The organism is Algibacter sp. L1A34 (assembly GCF_009796805.1).
Classification (GTDB): Bacteria; Bacteroidota; Bacteroidia; order Flavobacteriales; family Flavobacteriaceae; genus Algibacter.
This window is the reverse complement of sequence record NZ_CP047029.1, coordinates 3,476,612-3,497,435: the sequence shown is the minus strand read 5'-3', so window position 1 is coordinate 3,497,435 and position 20,824 is coordinate 3,476,612. Positions and strand designations below refer to the sequence as shown.

The following is a 20,824-nucleotide window of genomic DNA, read 5'->3' as shown; positions in this document are numbered from 1 at the left end:
CCGTTTATGATGTCTATTTAAATATTATTGTTAGACTGAGCTCGTTGAAATCTTCTAAAAGTAAATCAAGTTTCAAAAACTCTACAAGTCTTAAAAATTTAGCCCTAAATAATATTATATTTACAACATGAATTCAAACACTATTTCAAACGGTATACTCAAAGCCATTGCCATAGTTCTAGGCGTAGCGCTTACTTTATATTTTCTATACCAAATACAATCGGTGATTGGTTACGTGGCTATAGCAGCAGTAATTTCGTTAATTGGACGTCCAATAGTCTTGTTCTTAGAGCGTAAATTAAAATTTAAAAATACCATTGCTGTAATTGTAACTATGCTCATTTTACTTAGTTTATTTATCGGTTTGGTAGGTTTGTTTATTCCTTTAATTATTAAACAAGGACAAAATTTATCACTTTTAGATATTGACGCATTACAAGGCAATATCGAGAATTTATATGTCCAATTTATGACTTATTTCGATTTGCATGAAATTGATGTTGAGCAATCTTTAAAAGATTCTAATCTACTATCAAAAGTTAATTTCGCCATGATTCCCGATTTTTTAAACTCGGTTTTAAGTGGACTTGGTAGTTTTAGTATAGGCTTCTTTTCTGTGTTGTTTATTTCTTTTTTCTTTTTAAAAGATAGCCGTTTGTTCGAAAATGGCTTACTCACTTTTATACCAGAAAACAAAGAGTCTCGCTGGAAAAACTCTTCAACTAAAATTAAGGATTTATTATCACGTTATTTCGTAGGTCTTATTTTTCAAATATTAATTTTATTCATTATTTATACCATTGGTTTACTAATTATTGGTGTAGAAAATGCTATTGTTATTGCATTTTTATGCGCTTTGTTAAACCTTATTCCTTACGTTGGCCCACTAATTGGAGCTGCTTTGATGCTTATCCTAACCATGACAAGCAATTTAGACGAAAGCTTTAGTAATGTTATTTTACCAAAAACCTTTTGGGTATTTATTGTATTCATGATTGGGCAATTAATTGATAATTTTGGAAGTCAACCCATTATATTTTCTAAAAGTGTAAAATCACATCCTTTAGAAATATTCTTGATTATTTTAATAACGGGAATCCTTTTCGGTATTATTGGTTTAATTATAGCAGTGCCTGCTTACACCGTTATAAAAGTGATTTTAAAAGAGTTTTTGGCAGAAAACAAAATTGTAAAAAAACTAACTAAAGGATTATAATTCTAGTTTGAATACCTCTATTTTAAATACGGAAACTCAAAAATTTATTGATGCCAATTTACATGCAGATATTACATCTGTTTTATTAAAAGGCACCAACTTTCCTGATATTGAAACTAGTGCTATTATAGAACAAATTGAAGCAAAAAAACGAAGTGAAAAAAAATTACCTACTTGGTTTAATACTCAAAATATCTATTTTCCTAATAAGCTAAATATTGAGCAAACTTCTTCGGAAATTACAGCGCAACACAAAGCCAATTTAATGCAAGGCGAAACTGTAATAGACTTAACTGGCGGTTTTGGCGTAGATTGCTTATACTTTTCTAAACGCTTTAAAAGCGTAACACATTGCGAAATAAACCCACAACTCTCGCAAATAGTAAAACACAACTACAAACAACTTGGCATTGAAAATATTGAAACGCCATGTACAGATGGCGTAGAGTATTTAAAAAGCAGCACGTCTAGTTTCGATTGGATTTATATCGATCCTTCTAGGAGACACGACAGCAAAGGCAAAGTTTTTTTTTTAAACGACTGTTTGCCAAATGTTCCTGAGCATTTAGATTTACTCTTTAAACGCAGTAAAAACATCATGATAAAAACATCACCACTACTCGATTTTTCGGTTGGTATTGGTGAATTAAAACATGTAAAAACTATACATGTTATTGCTGTAAATAACGAAGTAAAAGAATTGCTTTGGATTTTAGAATCCGATTTTAATGGAGAGATAAGTATTGAAACTTCTAACTTAAAAAAAGATAATATTGAATCGTTTAATTTTATTTTAAATGAAGAAAAAATAACAGATTCAAGTTATAGCAAGCCACTCACCTATTTATATGAGCCTAATGCTGCCATTTTAAAATCGGGCGCTTTCCATTCTATATCTAAACAATTAATAGTTTCTAAACTTCATAAACATTCGCATTTATATACAAGTGATAATCTTAGAACTTTCCCCGGAAGGGCTTTTAAAATTGAAACTATACTCCCCTATAACAAAAAAGCAATAAAAAAAGCAGGTTTTATTAAAGCTAATATTACCACAAGAAACTTCCCGGAAACGGTGCAAAATATCAGAAAAAAACTTAATATTAAAGATGGTGGTGAAGTCTACCTATTCTTCACAACAAATATGGAGAACAATAAGGTAGTTTTAGTTGCCAAGAAAGTATTATAGTTCCAAATTAGAATTATTACATTCTTAATAGTGGCTACTCGACAAAATTACTATACCATCAATACAACTATAAAATATGTAGCTGTACCCCAAATAATGATTTATATTTGCAACAATTTTTTATAAACGCCATCCTTAGACTGCCTACTTATATTTAACTTATGAAAAACATATTTTTTCTATTTTTACTTTTGTGCTCATGTTATATTAGTGGACAAACAATAGAATCATTAAAAAACCAAACAACATGGCAAAACTTCAAATATGATATAGGAAGTATTGGAGGTGGTATTGGCCATGCTTTTAGCAGGCCAGCACATTGGAAAGGTAAAGAATGGCTTAACTTTGCTGGAATTGCTACTGGAACCGCCATATTAACTTTGTCTGATGATGAAATTGATAATTGGACTGATGGCATTCGAAATGATATACCAAACGATCTTCTAGAATTTGGTGGCCATTATGCTCGACCAGAAGGTAATTACGGACTATCTAGTGCTGTTTACTTTACAGGTTTATTTATAAAAAATGAAAAACTACGCCGAACAGGAGTTTTAATGATTGCCTCTACCATTACTGGAGGTATTTTACAACAACTTAGCATACGTATATTAAATAGAGCGAGACCTTTAACGGGAGAATCTGCAAATAACTTTGATTTAAAGTTTTTTGAGAAATCTGAACGTTACAACTCCTTTTTCTCTGGACATACCGTTTTATCTTTTGCTAATGCTTATGCTATTGGTAAACAGTTTAATAATCCTTGGGTAAAAGCTGGTATTTATACAGTAGGAATGATTCCAGGTTTTACAAGAATAATTATTAGTAAACATTGGTTTTCTGATGTTGTATTTGGAACCGTAATGAGTATCTTAATAGTAGAATCTATTGATAAATATTTAGATTCCAGATATGAGCAGAAATATAATGAAAATAATAAAAAGGTACATTGGGATTTAACATTTGCTCCAGGACAAATTGGTGTTAAATTGAATTTTAACTAAGTAATAATTTTTCTGAAAACTCAAATTTTCATCCATTTACAAACAAAAAAAATCCCAAACCAAAAGTCTGAGATTTTTAATATTACCAGTTTAAATAAACTGACGCTTAGTTAATATACCCGAAATTTTGACTAATTTCATCGGTTACATCAATAGTAGCCTGCGGAATAGCATAAACTCTTAAATACGGTTCCGTAGCAGATTTTGCAGTGTAGGCATCATCAAAAGTTCCAAAACGTATCATTTGTTTTCTTCGGTACATTTCCCAATACATCTCGAAACCAATCTCATTATATAGGGTTGTTTCATCTAAAGAAGTAATAGCAACACCTGGCGCATTTCCGAAGAGTGCTTCACGCGTTCTACTGGTTCTTAACATATTGATATCAGCAAGCGCTAAAGCTGTTTCTCCGTTACGGAAATAAGCTTCGGCACGCATACAATACATACCTCCTAATCGATACAATGGCACATCTACTGCAGAGTTTCCATTGCCATAATTTGGATCGAATTCCCATTTAAAATTACGTACACCACGATTAATTTCATCTTGAGAAAACACGGCTTCTACTGGATTGCTAAAATCTAAATCTGGTGTGTAATCCATAGGCGTACTTGTGTTTTTTTCCATGTATAACATGCTGATAGCAATACGCCCATCGGTCGTCATATTAAAACCACCTTCACCATCTAATATTGGCCCATACTGTTGCCCTTCTTGTAAACCACGGTTAAAATGTACTCGTAATTTTCCAGTGTCGGTTCTTGTATCTTCAGCAGGTACAGATTCTGTTGTGCCATCGTTCATAAACCAAGTCCCATCACTATATTGATAGTAACGATGAAAACGAGGATCGTCGTGATTACCATCCCATGTATAGTAAAACTCAGGCTCTACACAAGATCCGTTTGTACCGCGGTTATCTGGTGTTTGTTTTTGCGCACGACCAGTAGACATGTATGCAAAATCGTTATCGCTAGTTCTAATATTGTCATTTTCTTGAGCTACAGCAAAAATAATTTCTAACCCATTTGTGTTATCAATAGCAAAATTATCGAAATAATTACTTTCTAAACTAAAACCTCCATTAATTAAAAGTGATGTGTAATAAATTACTTTATCCATATCATTTCCATCATTATCAACCGCAGTTTCAGTAAAATTAAAACTAGAACTTGCATTATAACGGTCTTTAAAAACGGCTCTATTCAAATACATATCGGCCAATAACGCATAAGCAGCTTGCTTAGTAAAACGACCATTGTAAGTTTGGTTTTCGCCTAAATTTACAAGGCTAGGAATAATAGCTTCTACATCGGAAATTAAGTTGTCCATTTCTGTTTCTCCTTGTAGAATTTCTAATGGAGCACCTACTGCAAAAGGATCTCTGTATGGTGCTTGGTTGAATAAATCTAAGGTATTGTATACATAAAGTGCTAATAAACCACGCGCTTCTGCTAAAAACAAATCGTAATTGGCATAATCTGGATTTTCCTCTAAAGACTCAATGGCTGTTAAGGTTTTTGTAATACCGCTTGTTAAGTTATTCCAAGTTCCTGAAACCGCCGCATTATTAGTTCCCCAAGTAAACTCGGTTAATGCACGCCATTTTCCACCATCGCCCCAATCACTTCCTCGAGTTGGTAACATACACTCATCGGTAGGGTATTCTTGTAAACCAAATACGTTTCCGTGATCTGTAAATGTTCTATTTGCTAATTGCCCATAAGCAGCTGCCATAGCACTTTCCGGATTAGAGCTTGCGCCTCCAATCACTTCATCTATCACTTCTTCATTTAAATCTGTACAACTAAAAACAAGTGTACTAAGCATAAAAACAGAAGCTGTTTTTGATATTATGTTTGAAATTTTCATAAATTATAGTTTTAAAGTTGCACCAAGTAAAAATGATCTTGAAGAAGGATACGTGGTATAATCTATACCAATAGATTGATTTCCTCCAGCAGCACGAGGGCTGTTTACTAATGGATCGAAGCCTGAATAATTGGTGATTGTAAAAATGTTTTGTCCGCTTACATAAAGATTTAGACCTTGCAACCAAGTAATATTAAGTGCATCGGTATCTATAGAATATCCAAGTCTTGCATTGTTTAAGCGAATAAAATCAGATTTTTCTAAATACAGCGTAGATAATTGAGGTTGGTTAGTGAAACTTGCACCATCGTTATAAAACTCTGATAATACATTTCTATCCGAAACAATATTATTAATGTTTAATGCTAAGTTGGTATTGTTAACCAATAAACCACCTGTTTGACCAATAAATGCTAAGCTTAAATCCCAACGTTTGTAACTTAAATTTGTATTTAAACCAAAAGTGAAGTTTGGAAGTGCACCTTCGAATATTTGGCGATCTTCCGTATTAATAACGCTATCATTATTAAAATCTTCAAAAATATCCTTTCCGTCGGCATCAAAACCTAAATGCTTTAACATAAAGAATGAACCTGCCTCGTAACCACTCTTGTAAATATTAGCATAAACACCAGATAAACCAGGGCCTGCAACATCTCCAGAATAAAGTTCTGATACTGGTAAATTTTGAATTTCATTGTTTAATGTTGCTCCATTAACATCTACGTTCCATGAAAAATCGTCGGTTGTTATAAGGTTTGTACCTAAAGAAAACTCGAATCCTTTGTTTACAATTTTTCCATCTATATTTTTCCAAACTGTTGTAGTTGGACTCAATGGCTCGGATGGTATATTTAAAATAGCATCGGTTGTTGTTTTGTTGTAATAATCTAAAGACCCGTATAGTTTATTGTTCCATAAACTAAAATCCACACCAACGTTAAGCTGCGTTACAACTTCCCATTTTAAATCCGGATTAGCCGTACGGTTTACTACAATACCATTAATTAAGTTATAATCATCATACAAATAATATCCACCAGAAGCCGATTGCGAGTAACTCGCTTGGGTAATTTTATTTTGAACTTCCTGGTTACCGGTTTGTCCCCAACTCATTCTTAATTTTAATTGATCGATATTTTCTGCTTCTCCAATAAAGTTTTCGTTATCCAAATTCCAACCTAATGCAAAAGAAGGGAAATAACCATATTTATTATTCTCACCAAAACGTGTAGAACCATCGGCTCTTAAAGATGCTGTTAATAAATATTTATCGTCAAAATTGTAGTTTAATCTTCCAAAGTAAGACTGTAACTCGTTTACTTGTGCATATCCGCCAACGCCAGATTGCTCTCCAGAATAACCAGGATCGTATTCTGGTGCAACACCTGTATCCTGCTCATCTATTCCTGTTAAAGAAAAGTTTGTTCCTGAGAAATCGAATTCTTGATAAGAAAACCCTCCTAAAACTTCAAATTTGCTTTTATTTAAATCAAAACGGTAGGTTAAATAATGCTCCATTAAAGTACTTTGTGAATCTAAATTATTCTGAACATAAGCACCATCCGGAGTTCTATCGGTCGCGTTTGGATAAATAGTAGAATTTCTTTCGGAAACCGAACGGTCTATACCATAATTAAATTTATATTCTAAACCATCAATAATTCTAAACGAGGTCTCTATGTTACCAAGAACACGTAACGTTTGCGTATGATCGTCGTAAATATCCAACAAATACATGGGGTTGTAATTCTGGTTTAAGTTGAAATTGGTAAAACCGCCATCTTCAGTAAAAACAGGTTGTGTTGGGTTGGCCATTAGAGCATGAATAATTAACTGTCCGTCAGAACCTGCATTAGCTCCATTAGGAACTCCTGTTTCGTTAATTTGACTCGCTGTTAAATTCACTTTAACCTTTAATCGTTTGTTATCTAGAAAAGATTCTTCTGCATTTAAACGTGCTGTAGTTCTTTTAAATCCGCTAGTTTCAACAATCCCTTCTTGATCCATAAAAGATAGAGAGGTGTAGTAATTTCCGGTTTCCGTTTTCTTTGCAAACGAAAAATTATTGTTTTGTGTAACTGCACTGCGTAACAACTCGTCTTGCCAATCTGTATTTCCGCCGTGATCGTAAGCCGGCTCAGTAATAGCATTTCTGTATTCACTAGCCGATAAAACATCTGTTTTTTTAATAACAGAAGCAACGCTTAAATAAGAATCTACTGTTATGGTAGCATCGCCAGTTTTTCCTTTTTTGGTTGTAATAATTACAACACCGTTAGAACCTCTAGCTCCATAAATAGCTGCTGCCGAAGCATCTTTTAAAACCGTAATAGAAGCAATATCGCTTGTGTTTAAAAAGTTTAACGGGTTTTTAGCACTAGAGCTACCTAAGCCAACGTTAGGGCTCGCCGCACTAACATTATTATTACTTAACGGTACTCCATCTACAACAAATAATGGGGAACTACCACTACGAATAGATCCCACACCACGAATAGATACATTAACACCAGCGCCTGGTTCTCCACTAGATTGTACCACACGAACACCAGCAACTTTACCTTGTAATAAATTATCTGGAGATAGGTTTACTCCCTTTTTAAAATCGCCTGCAGAAAGCTGGGTAACAGCTCCTGTTAAATCCTTTTTTGTTTGTTGTCCATAACCAACAATTAGAACCTCGTCTAACATGGCATTTAATGGCTTTAGAGAAACTTTTAACTCTGTAGATGCAATAACAACATCCTTACTTTCGTAACCTACAAAAGAAATCTGCAAGGTTTGCCCAATGGCTGCTTGTATAGAAAATAGACCATCAAAATCGGTAGAAGCTCCTGTAGAAGTTCCTTTTAAAACAATAGTAGCACCTGGCAATGGCACTCCAGATTCGTCTACAACAACACCATTAACTGTTTTTTGAACAGCTTGTTTTGAAAAATTTATAGACCTTGTTGAGACACTATGTGAATACCCGCTTTGGTATAATAGTATAGATAAAACTAAAAAAGCTATGTTTTTTAGTGTAAAAAAATTATTTTTAGTGTACATTTTTAAGTGATTGGTTTTACAATGCTTAATGATTTAGCCGTAGTTGTTCCAGCAGCTACGGTTTTAATTTGTAAATAAGGGTTCCTTTTAATTGTTACATAAAGTTGAGAGTTTAAATATTTAACATTAATTTGTGATCTTAGAGACTGCAAAAAAATAAAATATTAAGCCGTTTTATTTTACCTTATTGTTATCTCATTATTAAATAAAGCATAACTCACAATCCCAACAAAAAAACATTAAAACACTAAAAAACAATACGTTAAATAATTTTTAATTGATTAATCTGAAAGAAAATCTTTATATTTTGTTTTCAATTTATTAACACAACATTAAACTTGACGTTCTACTTTTGTTGACCTTAATTCAATCTTATTTTATGAAACGTTACAGCACTTTACTCCTTCTGTTTTTTAGTTTTAACATGTTTGCACAGCACGATACTTTACACATTAACCAAATACAAGTTATTGGCTCTCACAACAGTTATAAAAAGGCTATAGAAGATAAATTGTATACCTTTTTAGAATCGCAAAGTGATAAAATGAAGTCAATACAATACGATCACATCACGATACCAGAACAGTTAGATTTAGGTTTACGAAATTTAGAAATAGATGTTTACGTTGACACGGAAGGTGGGAAATTTGCAAATCCTAAAGGGTTACAGCTTGCTGAGCCACAAGAAGGTTTTGACATGAACAAAGACATGATAAAACCAGGTTTTAAAGTTTTACACATACCTGATATTGATTTTAGAACACACTACAACACTTTAGAAGCGTGTTTACTAGCCATAAAAACGTGGTCGGATGCACACCCAACGCATGAACCTGTATTTATTACTTTGGAAGCTAAAGATGGGGAGACTAATAGATTTGGAACAACGCCTGAAGCCTTTACTGAAGCCGCTTTTAAAAATTTAGATGATGCTTTAATTGCAGGTCTTGGCAGAGATAAACTTATAACTCCAGACGATGTTAGAGGTACACATGTTACCTTAGAAGAAGCTATTTTAAATAATAACTGGCCAACTTTAAAAGCTTCGCGCGGAAAGTTTCTTTTTATTTTAGATGATGCAAAAGCTAAGCGTGCTTTATATATAAAAAATCATCCTTCTTTAAAAAACCGTGTATTATTTGTAAATGCTGAACCTGGAACACCAGAAGCCGCAGCTTTAATAAGAAATAACCCAGAAGATTCTACTATATCAAACCTCGTTTCTAAAGGCTATATTATTAGAACACGTGCCGATGCTGGAACTAAAGAAGCAAGAGCTAACGATTATACGCATTTCGAAGATGCAAAAAAATCTGGCGCACAAATAATTACTACCGATTATTACTTACCTAGCCGTTTTTTTGAAAGTGATTACCATATTTCTTTTAAAGGAAAAACCTATGTTAGAGAAAACCCTGTTTCTAACAAGCAATATTAAGGTTACCTAAAAAAAAATAGATATATCGAGAATTTTTTCAAAAAAATCACTCCTTTCTCAGCATGAAAAACACCCCAATCTCGTGCTATACAGTTTATTTTTTAAACAAATAAGGTTGAATTTCTAGAAACACCATAAAAAAATGAGCGTTTTTAGAAATTCAACCTTAATATTTAGATTAAGTATATTTATACTTACAACCCTAAAAGTTGCGGTAAAAACATTGAAATTGCAGGGATATAAGTAATTAAAAGTAAAACAACTACCATTATAATCAAAAATGGAATTAATGGTTTTATAACTTGCGAGACTGATACATTAGCAACTCCACTACCTACAAAGAGAATAGTTCCAACGGGCGGCGTACACAACCCAATACATAAGTTAAGTACTAATACAATACCGAAATGTACAGGATCCATGCCTAATGCAACCACTACTGGTAAAAATATTGGTGTAAATATTAAAACTGCTGGCGTCATATCCATAAAAGTTCCAATAATTAAAAGCACTAAATTAATCACTAAAAATATAACGATTTTATTACTGAATTGCTCCAATAAAAAACTACTTATAAGTTCCGGAATACCTTCAAAAGAAAACAACCAAGACATCGCCATAGATGTACAAATTAAAAACATTACAACCGCTGTGGTTTTTGCGCTAGTTAATAAAATAGAAGGAAAATCTTTAGCTTTTACATCACCATAAATCAATGCTAAAACACCAGCATATAGAACAGCAATAGCAGAGGCTTCGGTTGCTGTAAAAATACCAGCTACAATACCACCAACAACAATCACTAATAGTAATAAACTAAAAAAAGCTTTTCTAAAATACGTCCATATTAAGGACAATGGTGCACGATGTCCTTTAGCAAATTTTCGTGTAATAGCTACAAAAGCAATGTAAGCCATAATTGCAACACCTAATAAAATTCCAGGTAGATAACCTGCAATAAATAGTGCCGCCACAGATGCTGTACCACCACTTGCTAAAGCGTAAACAATTAAAATATTACTTGGCGGAATTAACAATCCTGTAGTTGCCGAGGTAATATTTACCGATGCACTAAATTCTCTTGGGTAACCTTCTTCTTCCATTCTATCGGTCATAATACTACCAATGGCCGAAGTTGCCGCAATGGCAGACCCAGAAATAGCTCCAAATAACATCGACGCTAATACATTAACATAAGCTAAACCTCCGGGTAAACTTGCTACTAAAGATTTTGCAAAATTTATTAATCTGTTGGCTATACCGCCTTGTTTCATAATTTCTCCTGCCAATACAAAAAACGGAATGGCTAAAAGTGCAAAACTATCAATACCAGTCGTCATACGTTGTGCAATGGTTGTTAACCCTGGTAATTTATCTATATTCAATAATAAACTTATTGTTGTAGAAATACCAATACTATAAGCGACTGGGACTCTCAACATTAATAGTGTAAAAAAACTGACAAATAATACGATAATACTTATTACTTCAATACTCATAATTATTCGGTTATTTCGTTAGCATTAATTTTTCCTAAATGATACACGGAAAAACACATAATAAAAAGGCCACTTATTGGTAAAATAGCATAAATGTAACCTAAAGGAATCCGTAATGTTCCAGATAATTGCCCTAAATGTAATGTAGTATAAACCAAATTGAAACCACCGATTACCATAACGATTAAGGCAAATAAAAAGATACAGATTTCAATAAAAATGAGTGCTTTTTTCTTTGTTTTACCTGAAAATTTTTGATACAAGAAATCCATAGATAAGTGTTCTCTTTTTCCGCTTAAATAAGCAGCTCCAAGAATAGATAACCAAATTAAAGAAAATCGAGCTAATTCCTCCGTAAAGGCAAACGAGGTATTTAAAACATATCTTGAAAACACCTGACTTAACACATCTATAACCAATAAACCGAATATAAAAACTAAAATAATTTCCATAATTCGACATACTTTATTAAAAAGAATATCTGCTTTTTTCATACCTATTGGTTTTTAATTTTGTTGATAAGTTCGCTCATTTCTGGATGTTCTTTTTCGAAACCTTCTAACACAGATTTTGATTGCTCTTGAAATAAAGATTTATCTGGAATTATAATTTCTACACCTGCTTTTCTTGCTGTAGCCATAGATTCTTCAACAGAATTTTGCCAAAATACTTTTTCAGCTTGAGATGATTCATCTGCAGCTTCTTGAACCCATTGTTTTTCTTGATCGGTTAATTTATTCCAAAACTTTGTACCTATTAATAATACGTCTGGCACAGAAGAATGTTGATCTAAAGTATAATACTTGCTTACTTCATAATGATTTGAAGATACAAATGATGGAGGATTATTTTCAGCACCATCAACCACGCCTTGCTGTATAGCAGTGTACAATTCTCCGTAAGCCATTGGTGTTGGAGAGCCTCCTAAAGCTTCCACCATATTAATAGCCATTTGGTTATTCATCACTCTAATTTTAAGACCTTTTAAATCTTCTGGTTTGCGTATGGCTTTGTTCGATGTGTAGAAACTACGGCTACCCGCATCATAATAACACAAACCTCGTAACCAAAATTTACTACCTTTCTCTAAAATAGCTTTTCCAACTTCACCTTCTAAAACATCATATTGATGTTGTTTATTTCTGAATAAATATGGAATACCTAAAATATGGTATTCTGGCACAAAATTAGATAACGTTGCTGCACTAACTTTAGTTACTGCTACACTTCCAATTTGAAGTAATTCTAAGGCTTCACGTTCTGATCCCAATTGGCCATCAGGGAAAATTTTAATTTGTATTTTTCCTCCCGATTTTTCATTTAAAGCTTTTTGAAACTCTAAAATCCCTTTATGAACGGGATGTGTTTGTGGTAATGTATGCGCTAAATACATCATTTTAACATCGTCGTTTTTCTTGCAGCCCTGCATAACGAACAAAATTAAAAATGCACATATTATTCTATTCATCATTCTTATTTAGTTTAGTTTAGTGGTGATCTCTATTTATTTAAAGTTAAAATATTTAACAGCGTTATAATAGCAAATGTCTTGAATTGTTTTTCCTATAAATTCTATATCATTTGGTACAAGTCCACTTTTAATATCTTCTGCCATTAGGTTACATAAAATTCTTCTAAAATATTCATGTCTTGGAAAAGATAAAAAGCTTCGACTATCGGTCAACATCCCAACAAAGCGGCTTAATAAGCCCATATTAGAAAGCGTGTTTAGTTGTTTTTCCATGCCATCTTTTTGATCTAAAAACCACCAACCGGAACCCCATTGCATTTTTCCAGGAGCATCTGCACTTTGAAAATTCCCCATCATTGTGGCGAATACTTCATTTTGTGATGGATTTAAATTATAAGTTATCGTTTTGGCTAATTGACCTGTTGATTCGAGTGTATTAAACAATTTCGACATAAATTCTGCCATCGGAAAATCGCCTATAGAATCGCAACCAGCATCTAATCCAACTTGCGATACCAATCGAGAATTATTGTTTCTTATTGGTCCCAAATGGTATTGTTGTACCCAATTAAATTCGTGATATTTTTTTCCTAAATATAAAAATAAAAACGAGCGATATATGTTTATTTCTAAAGTTGAAAGGGTTTCGTTATTTAATTTCTTTTCGAAAAGAGTATGAATCTCTTCATCGGTAAAATCAACCATTTCTAAGGCTTCACCTACTCCAAAATCAGATAATCTACATCCTAATCCATTAAAATAAACAATCCGTTCATCTATCGCTTTTAAAAAGGTTTCAAGAGAATCAATTTTAAAACCAGCCGTATTTCCAAGCTTTTTTAAATAGTCTAAAAAATCCGATTTTCCTATAAAGAAAAGATTGTCTGCTCTAAAAGTTGGTAATACTTTAGTATAAAAATCACCTTTAGAAATCTCTTTGTGGAATAATAAATCATCAGATGGATCGTCGGTTGTACAAACCACTTCTACCTTCATATCTTCTAAAAGCTGCGCCGGTGTTTTATTTTCTAAAATACTATTTGCTTTCTCGTAAATAGATTCTGCTGTACTTGGTTGCAGAATGTCATCGATATCAAAATAACGTTTTAATTCTAACTGCGTCCAATGAAAAAGCGGGTTTCTAACAGTATAAGGTACCGTTTCCGCCCAGCTTAAAAATTTATCTTTTAATGATGCTTCTCCTGTAATATTAAACTCTTCAATACCATTAGCGCGCATACCACGCCATTTATAGTGATCGCCTTTTAACCAAACTTCTGTTATATTTCTAACAGGTTTGTTTTCGGCAATTTGTTTAGCAGATAAGTGATTATGATAATCTATAATTGGTAAATCTTTAGCGTACTGATGGTATAATGTTTCAGCAACTTCAGAATTCAGTAAAAAATTATCATTTATAAAGTTTTTTGAATTTATAGTACTCATAATTTATAAACTTTTCGAAATTCCAAATTCTAAACCTCTCAATTCTGCCAAACCACGCAACCTTCCAATTCCAGAATACCCTGGATTTGTTTTCTTACCTAAATCGTCTAACATTTGATGCCCATGATCGGGACGTACTGGAATTAAAGCATCCTTCATACCAGCAGCTTTTCGTCTTCTTTCTTCAAAAACTACAGCTTTTACTACGCTATACATATCAACATCACCCTCTAAATGATTGGCTTCATAAAAGTTTCCTTTTGCATCACGTTGGGTACTTCTAAAATGTAAAAAATGAACACGATCGGCAAAACGCTCAAATATTTTCACCAAATCATTATCGGCACGAACACCTAAAGATCCTGTACAGAATGTAATTCCGTTCGATCTATCTGGTACTTCTGCAAATAAATAAGCATAATCTTCCTCTGTACTTACCACTCTTGGCAATCCTAAAATAGCATAAGGAGGATCATCTGGATGAATACACATTAACACCTCGTTTTGAGATGCTACAGGAATAATTTCCTTTAAAAATGCCGCTAAGTTCTCTCTTAATTTTTGCGCATCAATATCGGCGTAAGTATCTAGTATCGTTTGAAATTGCTCTAAAGTATAACCCTCTTCAGCACCTGGTAATCCAGCAATAATATTATTAATTAATTGTTTTTTATCGGCTTCGGAAAGATTCTCGGCGTAAACTTTAGCTTCGGCTTGTAATTCTGAAGAATAATCATTTTCTGCACCTGGGCGTTTTAATAAAAACAACTCGAATGCCGCAAAAGCAACCACATCAAACCGGAGAGCTTTAGATCCATCTTCCACTTCAAACCCTAAATCTGTACGTGTCCAATCTAAAACAGGCATAAAATTATAACATACAATATGCACACCACAACTTGCTAAGTTTTGAATACTGGTTTTATAATTATCTATATACTCTTGAAAGTTACCAGAGCGCGTTTTAATAGTTTCATGCACGGGTACACTTTCTACAACACTCCAAGTAAGACCCGTTTTTTCAATAGTATCTTTTCTTTTTTGAATCTCTTCTACCGTCCATACTTGTCCGTTTGGAATATGATGTAATGCCGAAACAACACCGGTTGCTCCTGCTTGTTTTATATCGGATAACGATACGGGATCATTTGGTCCATACCAACGCCATGTTTGCTCCATAATTTTATATACTTTTATTACAAGGTTTTGAAAACCTCGTAGAGTTTTAATTTATTTAAACACCACTATAAGCGCTAAAACCGCCATCGATTGGTATTACAACACCTGTTACAAATGATGCGCCTTCTCCACATAACCACAATGTTGTGCCTATTAGATCTTCCGGCTCACCGAATTTACCCATTGGTGTTTGTTCTATAATTTGATTACCACGTGGTGTTAAACTACCATCGCTTTCGGTAAGTAAACTTCTGTTTTGATCTGTTAAAAAGAAACCTGGTGCTAATGCATTTACACGAATCCCCACTTTAGAAAAGTGTACTGCTAACCATTGTGTAAAGTTTGATACGGCAGCTTTTGCACCACTGTATGCTGGTATTTTTGTTAACGGTGTAAAAGCATTCATAGATGAAATATTTAGAATACTGCATCCTTTTTTGCCTACCATATCTTTAGCAAAAACTTGTGTTGGTAACAAAGTGCCTAGAAAGTTTAAATCGAATACAAATTTAATTCCTGTAGGATCTAAATCGAAAAAGGTTTTAAATCCTTCTGTTTTATTATCTAAATCTGCTTCAGCAAAATGAGGATTAGAAGTTGTTCCTAATGGGTGGTTTCCTCCTGCTCCGTTTATTAAAATATCGCAAGGGCCTAATTTAGCATTCACAATGTCTTTAGCGTCTTGTAACGATTCTTTTTCTAAAACATTTGCAGCAACACCAATTGCAACACCTCCATCGGCATTAATCTCGTTTGCAATAATATCTGCGGCTTCTTTGCGCAAATCTAGAACGGCTATTTTATGACCTTCTTTGGCTAATGCTTTGGCTAATGCGCCACAAATAACGCCTCCTGCTCCTGTTAAAACAATTACTTTACTCATAGTTTTGATAGTTGAATTTTTCTTTAATAGCACGTTTTCGTGTACGCACACACAAATATAACAAAAAAATAGTGTGCGCACACTAAAACTAATTATTTTTAACTAAATTGCTTAAAATTAAAGTTCTATAATTTCAATTTTTAATTGTTTCTTATAAACTTAAACTTGACCTATTTAAGATGATTACTATAAAAGATATTGCAAAAGAAGCCCAAGTTTCCGAAGGTACAGTAGATCGTGTTATTCATAACCGTGGTGGCGTATCTAAAAAAACAGAAGCGAAAATTAGAGAAATTCTTAATCGTCATAACTTTAGTGTAAACCCTATTGCTAGTGCTCTTGCCATGAAAAACAAGCACATAATTGCAACGCTAATGCCTAAACATAATGCAGACGATTTATTTTGGAAATCACCACATATAGGCATTTTAAAAGCGGCCGATGATTTAAAAACTTTTGGTATTCAGGTTAACAATTTTTCTTTTAATCAATACGATGCACTCTCCTATTTCGATACTTTTAAAACCTTATTAACATCGGAACCTACGGCTGTAATAATGGTACCTAATTTTTCGAAAGAAACAAAAAAAATAGTAGCACTTTTAGAAGATAAAAATATTCCTTACTTATTTTTAAACATTGATATTGATGGGTTTAAAAACATGGCTTTTGTTGGGCAAGACTCTTACAAAGCTGGATATATTGCTGGAAAGTTAATGCATTTTAGCAGTCCAAATGCTGAAACTTTTTTAATTCTTCAGGCACGACATAATATATTAAAAAACAATGCCGTATCGAACCGAATAAAAGGATTCAATGATTATTTTCTAAAAAACAATGTTAGCTCTAAAAGCCAAACACTAAAATTAGATAGCTTAGATAATACGGCAGAAACTAAAGAAAAAATAAACAGCTATTTAATTGAAAACCCTGAAATTAAAGGCATTTTTGTTCCTTCGAGTAGAATTTACATTATTGTTGATTGTATAGAAAATAAAACCTTAGAAAATATTAAATTGATTGGTTTTGATAACACACCTCAAAACATTGAATGTTTATTAAACGATTCGGTTTCTTTTTTAATATCTCAAAAACCATTCGATCAGGGTTATGAAGCCGTGCGTATATTAACTGATTATTTGGTTCAAAATAAAGCACCAAATTCTAAGACATATTTACCCATCGATATTCTTATAAAAGAAAATGTAAAATATAATGAGCGTAATGAGTCTGCATTTGAAAATAAGGAAGATTAAAACTAACTCTTTTCCTCTTTAGAACGTTTAATAATTTCCTTTAATCGTTCTTTTCTCAACGCAACTTCAGCTTTTTTCTTATTCTTCTTTTGGTCCATTAACCTAGAGTGTTTAGCTTTATTCTTTGTGTTTTTATCTCGTCCTGTCTTTCCCATAATTCTACTTCGATTTTAATAACTTATTCTGCTCTTCCATTAAATCAGTAAGACGCCCTAACAACTCAATATCCTTTGGTGTTGCCACTGTTTTATCTTCAGAATCTTGTGCTTTATTTCGTAATTTATTCATAAATTTTACTACAATAAAAATAGTAAAACCTATAATTAAAAAATCGATTAAAGCTTCACCTAATGCGCCATAACCAATAGCAACCTCATCGGTTAATATTTTCCCTGTTGCATCTAAAACCGCATCTTTAAGAATTAGCCGTTGATCTTTAAAATTAACGCCGCTGGTTAATAAAGTCAATGGTGGTAAAATTACTTTTTTCGCCAGAACATCGATTACTTTGTTAAATGCAGCACCAATAATAATACCGACTGCCATATCCATCATATTGCCTTTTACAGCAAATTCTTTAAACTCTTTAAATAATGTCATATTTTTGATAAATTATACTGCAAATATATTAGTTTGAAGTTTTAATTTTCCTCACTTTTAAAATTAAAGCATATAAATAGTAGCTAATTACAATATATTTAAAATTAAAACCTTAAAAGGTAATATTTACAAATATTACCATATAAAGGAATAAAATAAAATATTCTATTTTAAAGGAATATATTTTGTAATGAAACAGAAAAGTAATACATTTGATAAAGAAGCCTAAATTACAATGATTAGCATAATAACGGGAGATATTATAAATTCAAAATCTAGCGAGCCCAAAAAATGGCTAAATACGCTTAAAGAAGTTTTGAACCAATATGGTAAACAGCCTACGCAGTGGGACGTTTTTAGAGGTGATAGTTTCCAATTAGAAACCAAGCCGGAACAAGCATTAAAAGCGGCTATTTTAATAAAATCGAGTATAAAACAATTCAAAAAAATTGATGTTAGAATTGCGATAGGTCTTGGAGAAAAAACATATTCCTCCGATAAAATAACCGAGTCTAACGGCACGGCTTATATTAATTCTGGTGAATGTTTTGACGACTTAAAAAAAACAACACTTGCTATAAAATCTCCTTTTGAGCATTTTGATCTACAAACCAATATTATGTTTGAATTGGCTTTGCTTACCATAAATAATTGGACAACAACCTCAGCTAAACTCATTAAAATGGCTTTAGAAAATCCCGAACTTACACAAGTGGAACTTGCAGCACACTTTAACACTACGCAAAGTAATATTAGCAAAGGACTGAAACGTGGTGGTTTCGATGAAATTTCCAAACTATTAAACTACTACAACGCACAAGTAAAAACATTATGATTATACTCTTTATTAAACTCATACTTGCTCATTTTATAGGCGATTTCCTGCTTCAACCACAAAAATGGGTAGAACATAAAGAATCTCGCAAGCACAAATCTAAATACTTATATTATCATATTTTAGTGCATTTTGCAGCTTTACTTGTCGTTTTGCAATTCAATTTCGAATATTGGCTCGGTTTTCTAATTATCATCTTATCTCATTACATTATAGACCTCATCAAACTTAAACTAAAAACAAAATCTAATGCTAGATTATTATTTGGTTTAGACCAACTAGCACATTTAATAGTAATCGCCATTGTTGTTAGTGTTTATAAGCCTTACGCCTTAAACATTAACTCATTATACAACCCTAAATTCTTATTACTAATTACGGCTATATTAGGCGTAACAGTGGTTTCTTCAATTATTATGAAAACCGTAATATCAAAATGGTATTTTAAAGAAAATAACAGTAATTTATCTTTAGAAAACGCTGGTGCTTTTATTGGTATCCTTGAACGTCTTTTTGTGTTTGTTTTAATAATTTCTCAACACTGGACAGGTATTGGCTTTTTGATTGCCGCAAAGTCAGTGCTTCGTTTTAGTGATTTGTCTAAAGCAAAAGATAGAAAACTTACAGAATACATTCTTATAGGAACTTTATTAAGCTATGGTTTAGCTGTTATTTTCGGAATAAGTTATGAGTACCTATTAGGCTTACTTGGATAAAATTATAAATAATTATAGAGTTGAATAATTTCGTCTTTAATCCTATAAAGAGATCAAAAAAGTTACCAAAATAATTAATATAGCTGCCACAAAATAGAATCCATATTTCGTCAGCTTATCTTTTTGAAAAATATAATTCCCTTTTTCATCATTCTTATCTTTTACAAATTCAAAATTTTCTTTTCCTTGTTTCATTATCTTTCTTTTTATGTGTTTACTTAATCATCCTTGATGATTTATTATTCCAAGTTTGTTAATCTATATAATGCCGTCAAATTTAATTATCAAATATAACTCTGATTAACGGTATCCTATAAATTTTTAACTCAATAAAACAGTAGATTCAATCTCCTCAAAGTTTATACTCTCAAAAAGTAATAGTGTCAATAATAGATTCATTTGGATTAAAGATAAACATGAAATAGTATCACCTTTGAAAAAAACAAATTATGGAAAATATATTAGTAGCTGGTGCCAACGGTACCACCGGAAAAAAAATAGTAAACTTATTAAATGCATCTCAATATTTTAAACCTGTTGCTATGGTTCGTAAAGCCGAACAAGAAGAACAGTTTAAAAAAGATGGTATAGAAACCGTTTTAGGAGATTTAGAAAAAGACATTTCTCATACTGTAAAAGGTATAGATAAAGTAATATTTGCAGCGGGTTCTGGAGGAAAAAACGTTATTGACGTAGATCAAGAAGGTGCAAAAAAATTAGTAGATGCTTCAAAAAAAGCCAATGTTAAGAAATTTGTTATGTTAAGTTCTATGGGAGCAGAAAACCCAGAAAAAGCAAGCGACTTAAAAAGCTACTTAATGGCTAAACATAATGCTGATGAATATTTAAAATTAAGCGAATTAACATATACTATTGTTAGACCAGGAAGCTTAACAGATAATAACGCCACAGACCATATTGAATTAGAAAAAAGTTTAAATAAAAGTGGTTCTATTAGTAGAGCCGATGTTGCTCAAACTTTAGTGAGATCACTACATGATGACGCCGCTATTAACCAAACTTTTGAAATTATAGAAGGTAATACTCTTATCGGAGAAGCTTTAGACACGCTATCTTAATTAAAAATATATACTTCAAGACTATTAGGTGTGTCTTTTTATTTTTAGAATAAAAAAGGCACACCTTTTTTAATAAAGAGCATGCA

General features: G+C 32.5%; 19 protein-coding genes. 8 read left to right on the top strand and 11 right to left on the bottom strand.

What is annotated here, in order from left to right; all coding sequences use genetic code 11:
* Window positions 1-127: 127 nt before the first annotated feature.
* The 3 genes from GQR97_RS14835 to GQR97_RS14825 all read left to right on the top strand — a co-directional run bounded on the left by GQR97_RS14835 (window position 128) and on the right by GQR97_RS14825 (window position 3,409).
* A complete protein-coding gene (locus GQR97_RS14835) occupies window positions 128-1,216 on the top strand; it encodes an AI-2E family transporter (protein ID WP_158849766.1) in 1,089 nt (362 codons plus the stop codon).
* Window positions 1,217-1,223: 7 nt separating this feature from the next.
* Window positions 1,224-2,405, top strand: coding sequence for a class I SAM-dependent methyltransferase (locus GQR97_RS14830; protein WP_158849764.1), 1,182 nt, complete (start codon window positions 1,224-1,226; stop codon window positions 2,403-2,405).
* Between the two features lie 161 nt (window positions 2,406-2,566).
* Window positions 2,567-3,409, top strand: a complete 843-nt coding sequence (locus GQR97_RS14825; protein WP_158849762.1) for a phosphatase PAP2 family protein — start codon at window positions 2,567-2,569, stop codon at window positions 3,407-3,409.
* A 106-nt stretch (window positions 3,410-3,515) separates the two neighbouring features.
* On the opposite strand, the gene GQR97_RS14820 is transcribed toward GQR97_RS14825, so the two are convergent.
* Together GQR97_RS14820 and GQR97_RS14815 are read right to left on the bottom strand one after the other, a co-directional pair.
* Window positions 3,516-5,285: a RagB/SusD family nutrient uptake outer membrane protein gene (locus GQR97_RS14820; protein WP_158849760.1), complete on the bottom strand. Its 1,770-nt coding sequence runs from the start codon at window positions 5,283-5,285 to the stop codon at window positions 3,516-3,518.
* A 3-nt stretch (window positions 5,286-5,288) separates the two neighbouring features.
* Window positions 5,289-8,336: a SusC/RagA family TonB-linked outer membrane protein gene (locus tag GQR97_RS14815; RefSeq protein ID WP_158849758.1), complete on the bottom strand. Its 3,048-nt coding sequence runs from the start codon at window positions 8,334-8,336 to the stop codon at window positions 5,289-5,291.
* A 379-nt stretch (window positions 8,337-8,715) separates the two neighbouring features.
* Between GQR97_RS14815 and GQR97_RS14810 the strand changes: the two genes are divergently transcribed.
* Window positions 8,716-9,774 carry a phosphatidylinositol-specific phospholipase C1-like protein gene (locus tag GQR97_RS14810; protein WP_158849756.1) on the top strand — a complete coding sequence of 353 codons (1,059 nt, stop codon included), beginning with the start codon at window positions 8,716-8,718 and terminating at the stop codon, window positions 9,772-9,774.
* Window positions 9,775-9,968: 194 nt separating this feature from the next.
* Here GQR97_RS14810 and GQR97_RS14805 read toward each other — a convergent pair whose 3' ends face one another.
* Genes GQR97_RS14805 through GQR97_RS14780 form a run of 6 tightly spaced genes read right to left on the bottom strand, consistent with a single transcriptional unit; the run spans window position 9,969 to window position 16,252 of the window.
* A complete protein-coding gene (locus tag GQR97_RS14805; RefSeq protein ID WP_199269862.1) occupies window positions 9,969-11,273 on the bottom strand; it encodes a TRAP transporter large permease in 1,305 nt (434 codons plus the stop codon).
* A 2-nt stretch (window positions 11,274-11,275) separates the two neighbouring features.
* Window positions 11,276-11,767 carry a TRAP transporter small permease gene (locus tag GQR97_RS14800; RefSeq protein WP_158849754.1) on the bottom strand — a complete coding sequence of 164 codons (492 nt, stop codon included), beginning with the start codon at window positions 11,765-11,767 and terminating at the stop codon, window positions 11,276-11,278.
* Between the two features lie 2 nt (window positions 11,768-11,769).
* Window positions 11,770-12,744: a TRAP transporter substrate-binding protein gene (locus GQR97_RS14795; RefSeq protein ID WP_233267549.1), complete on the bottom strand. Its 975-nt coding sequence runs from the start codon at window positions 12,742-12,744 to the stop codon at window positions 11,770-11,772.
* Between the two features lie 33 nt (window positions 12,745-12,777).
* On the bottom strand, window positions 12,778-14,190 hold the full coding sequence (gene uxaC, locus GQR97_RS14790; RefSeq protein WP_158849752.1) for a glucuronate isomerase: 1,413 nt from the start codon (window positions 14,188-14,190) through the stop codon (window positions 12,778-12,780).
* Between the two features lie 3 nt (window positions 14,191-14,193).
* Window positions 14,194-15,369 carry a mannonate dehydratase gene (gene uxuA, locus GQR97_RS14785; protein ID WP_158849750.1) on the bottom strand — a complete coding sequence of 392 codons (1,176 nt, stop codon included), beginning with the start codon at window positions 15,367-15,369 and terminating at the stop codon, window positions 14,194-14,196.
* Between the two features lie 55 nt (window positions 15,370-15,424).
* On the bottom strand, window positions 15,425-16,252 hold the full coding sequence (locus GQR97_RS14780) for an SDR family oxidoreductase (RefSeq protein WP_158849748.1): 828 nt from the start codon (window positions 16,250-16,252) through the stop codon (window positions 15,425-15,427).
* 179 nt (window positions 16,253-16,431) lie between these two features.
* Between GQR97_RS14780 and GQR97_RS14775 the strand changes: the two genes are divergently transcribed.
* Window positions 16,432-17,508, top strand: coding sequence for a substrate-binding domain-containing protein (locus tag GQR97_RS14775; RefSeq protein WP_158849746.1), 1,077 nt, complete (start codon window positions 16,432-16,434; stop codon window positions 17,506-17,508).
* A gap of 2 nt (window positions 17,509-17,510) precedes the next feature.
* On the opposite strand, the gene GQR97_RS19700 is transcribed toward GQR97_RS14775, so the two are convergent.
* Both GQR97_RS19700 and mscL read right to left on the bottom strand, forming a co-directional pair.
* Window positions 17,511-17,663: a hypothetical protein gene (locus GQR97_RS19700; RefSeq protein WP_199269861.1), complete on the bottom strand. Its 153-nt coding sequence runs from the start codon at window positions 17,661-17,663 to the stop codon at window positions 17,511-17,513.
* A 4-nt stretch (window positions 17,664-17,667) separates the two neighbouring features.
* Window positions 17,668-18,108 carry a large conductance mechanosensitive channel protein MscL gene (gene mscL, locus GQR97_RS14770; protein WP_158849744.1) on the bottom strand — a complete coding sequence of 147 codons (441 nt, stop codon included), beginning with the start codon at window positions 18,106-18,108 and terminating at the stop codon, window positions 17,668-17,670.
* 235 nt (window positions 18,109-18,343) lie between these two features.
* On the opposite strand from mscL, the gene GQR97_RS14765 reads away from it, so the two are divergent.
* Both GQR97_RS14765 and GQR97_RS14760 read left to right on the top strand, forming a co-directional pair.
* Window positions 18,344-18,943 carry a SatD family protein gene (locus GQR97_RS14765; RefSeq protein WP_158849742.1) on the top strand — a complete coding sequence of 200 codons (600 nt, stop codon included), beginning with the start codon at window positions 18,344-18,346 and terminating at the stop codon, window positions 18,941-18,943.
* Window positions 18,940-19,659: a DUF3307 domain-containing protein gene (locus GQR97_RS14760; protein WP_158849740.1), complete on the top strand. Its 720-nt coding sequence runs from the start codon at window positions 18,940-18,942 to the stop codon at window positions 19,657-19,659. The genes GQR97_RS14765 and GQR97_RS14760 overlap by 4 nt, the downstream gene beginning before the upstream one ends.
* 42 nt (window positions 19,660-19,701) lie before the next feature.
* On the opposite strand, the gene GQR97_RS14755 is transcribed toward GQR97_RS14760, so the two are convergent.
* Window positions 19,702-19,854: a hypothetical protein gene (locus tag GQR97_RS14755; protein WP_158849738.1), complete on the bottom strand. Its 153-nt coding sequence runs from the start codon at window positions 19,852-19,854 to the stop codon at window positions 19,702-19,704.
* Between the two features lie 254 nt (window positions 19,855-20,108).
* On the opposite strand from GQR97_RS14755, the gene GQR97_RS14750 reads away from it, so the two are divergent.
* Window positions 20,109-20,738 carry an SDR family oxidoreductase gene (locus GQR97_RS14750; protein ID WP_158849736.1) on the top strand — a complete coding sequence of 210 codons (630 nt, stop codon included), beginning with the start codon at window positions 20,109-20,111 and terminating at the stop codon, window positions 20,736-20,738.
* Window positions 20,739-20,824 lie beyond the last annotated feature (86 nt).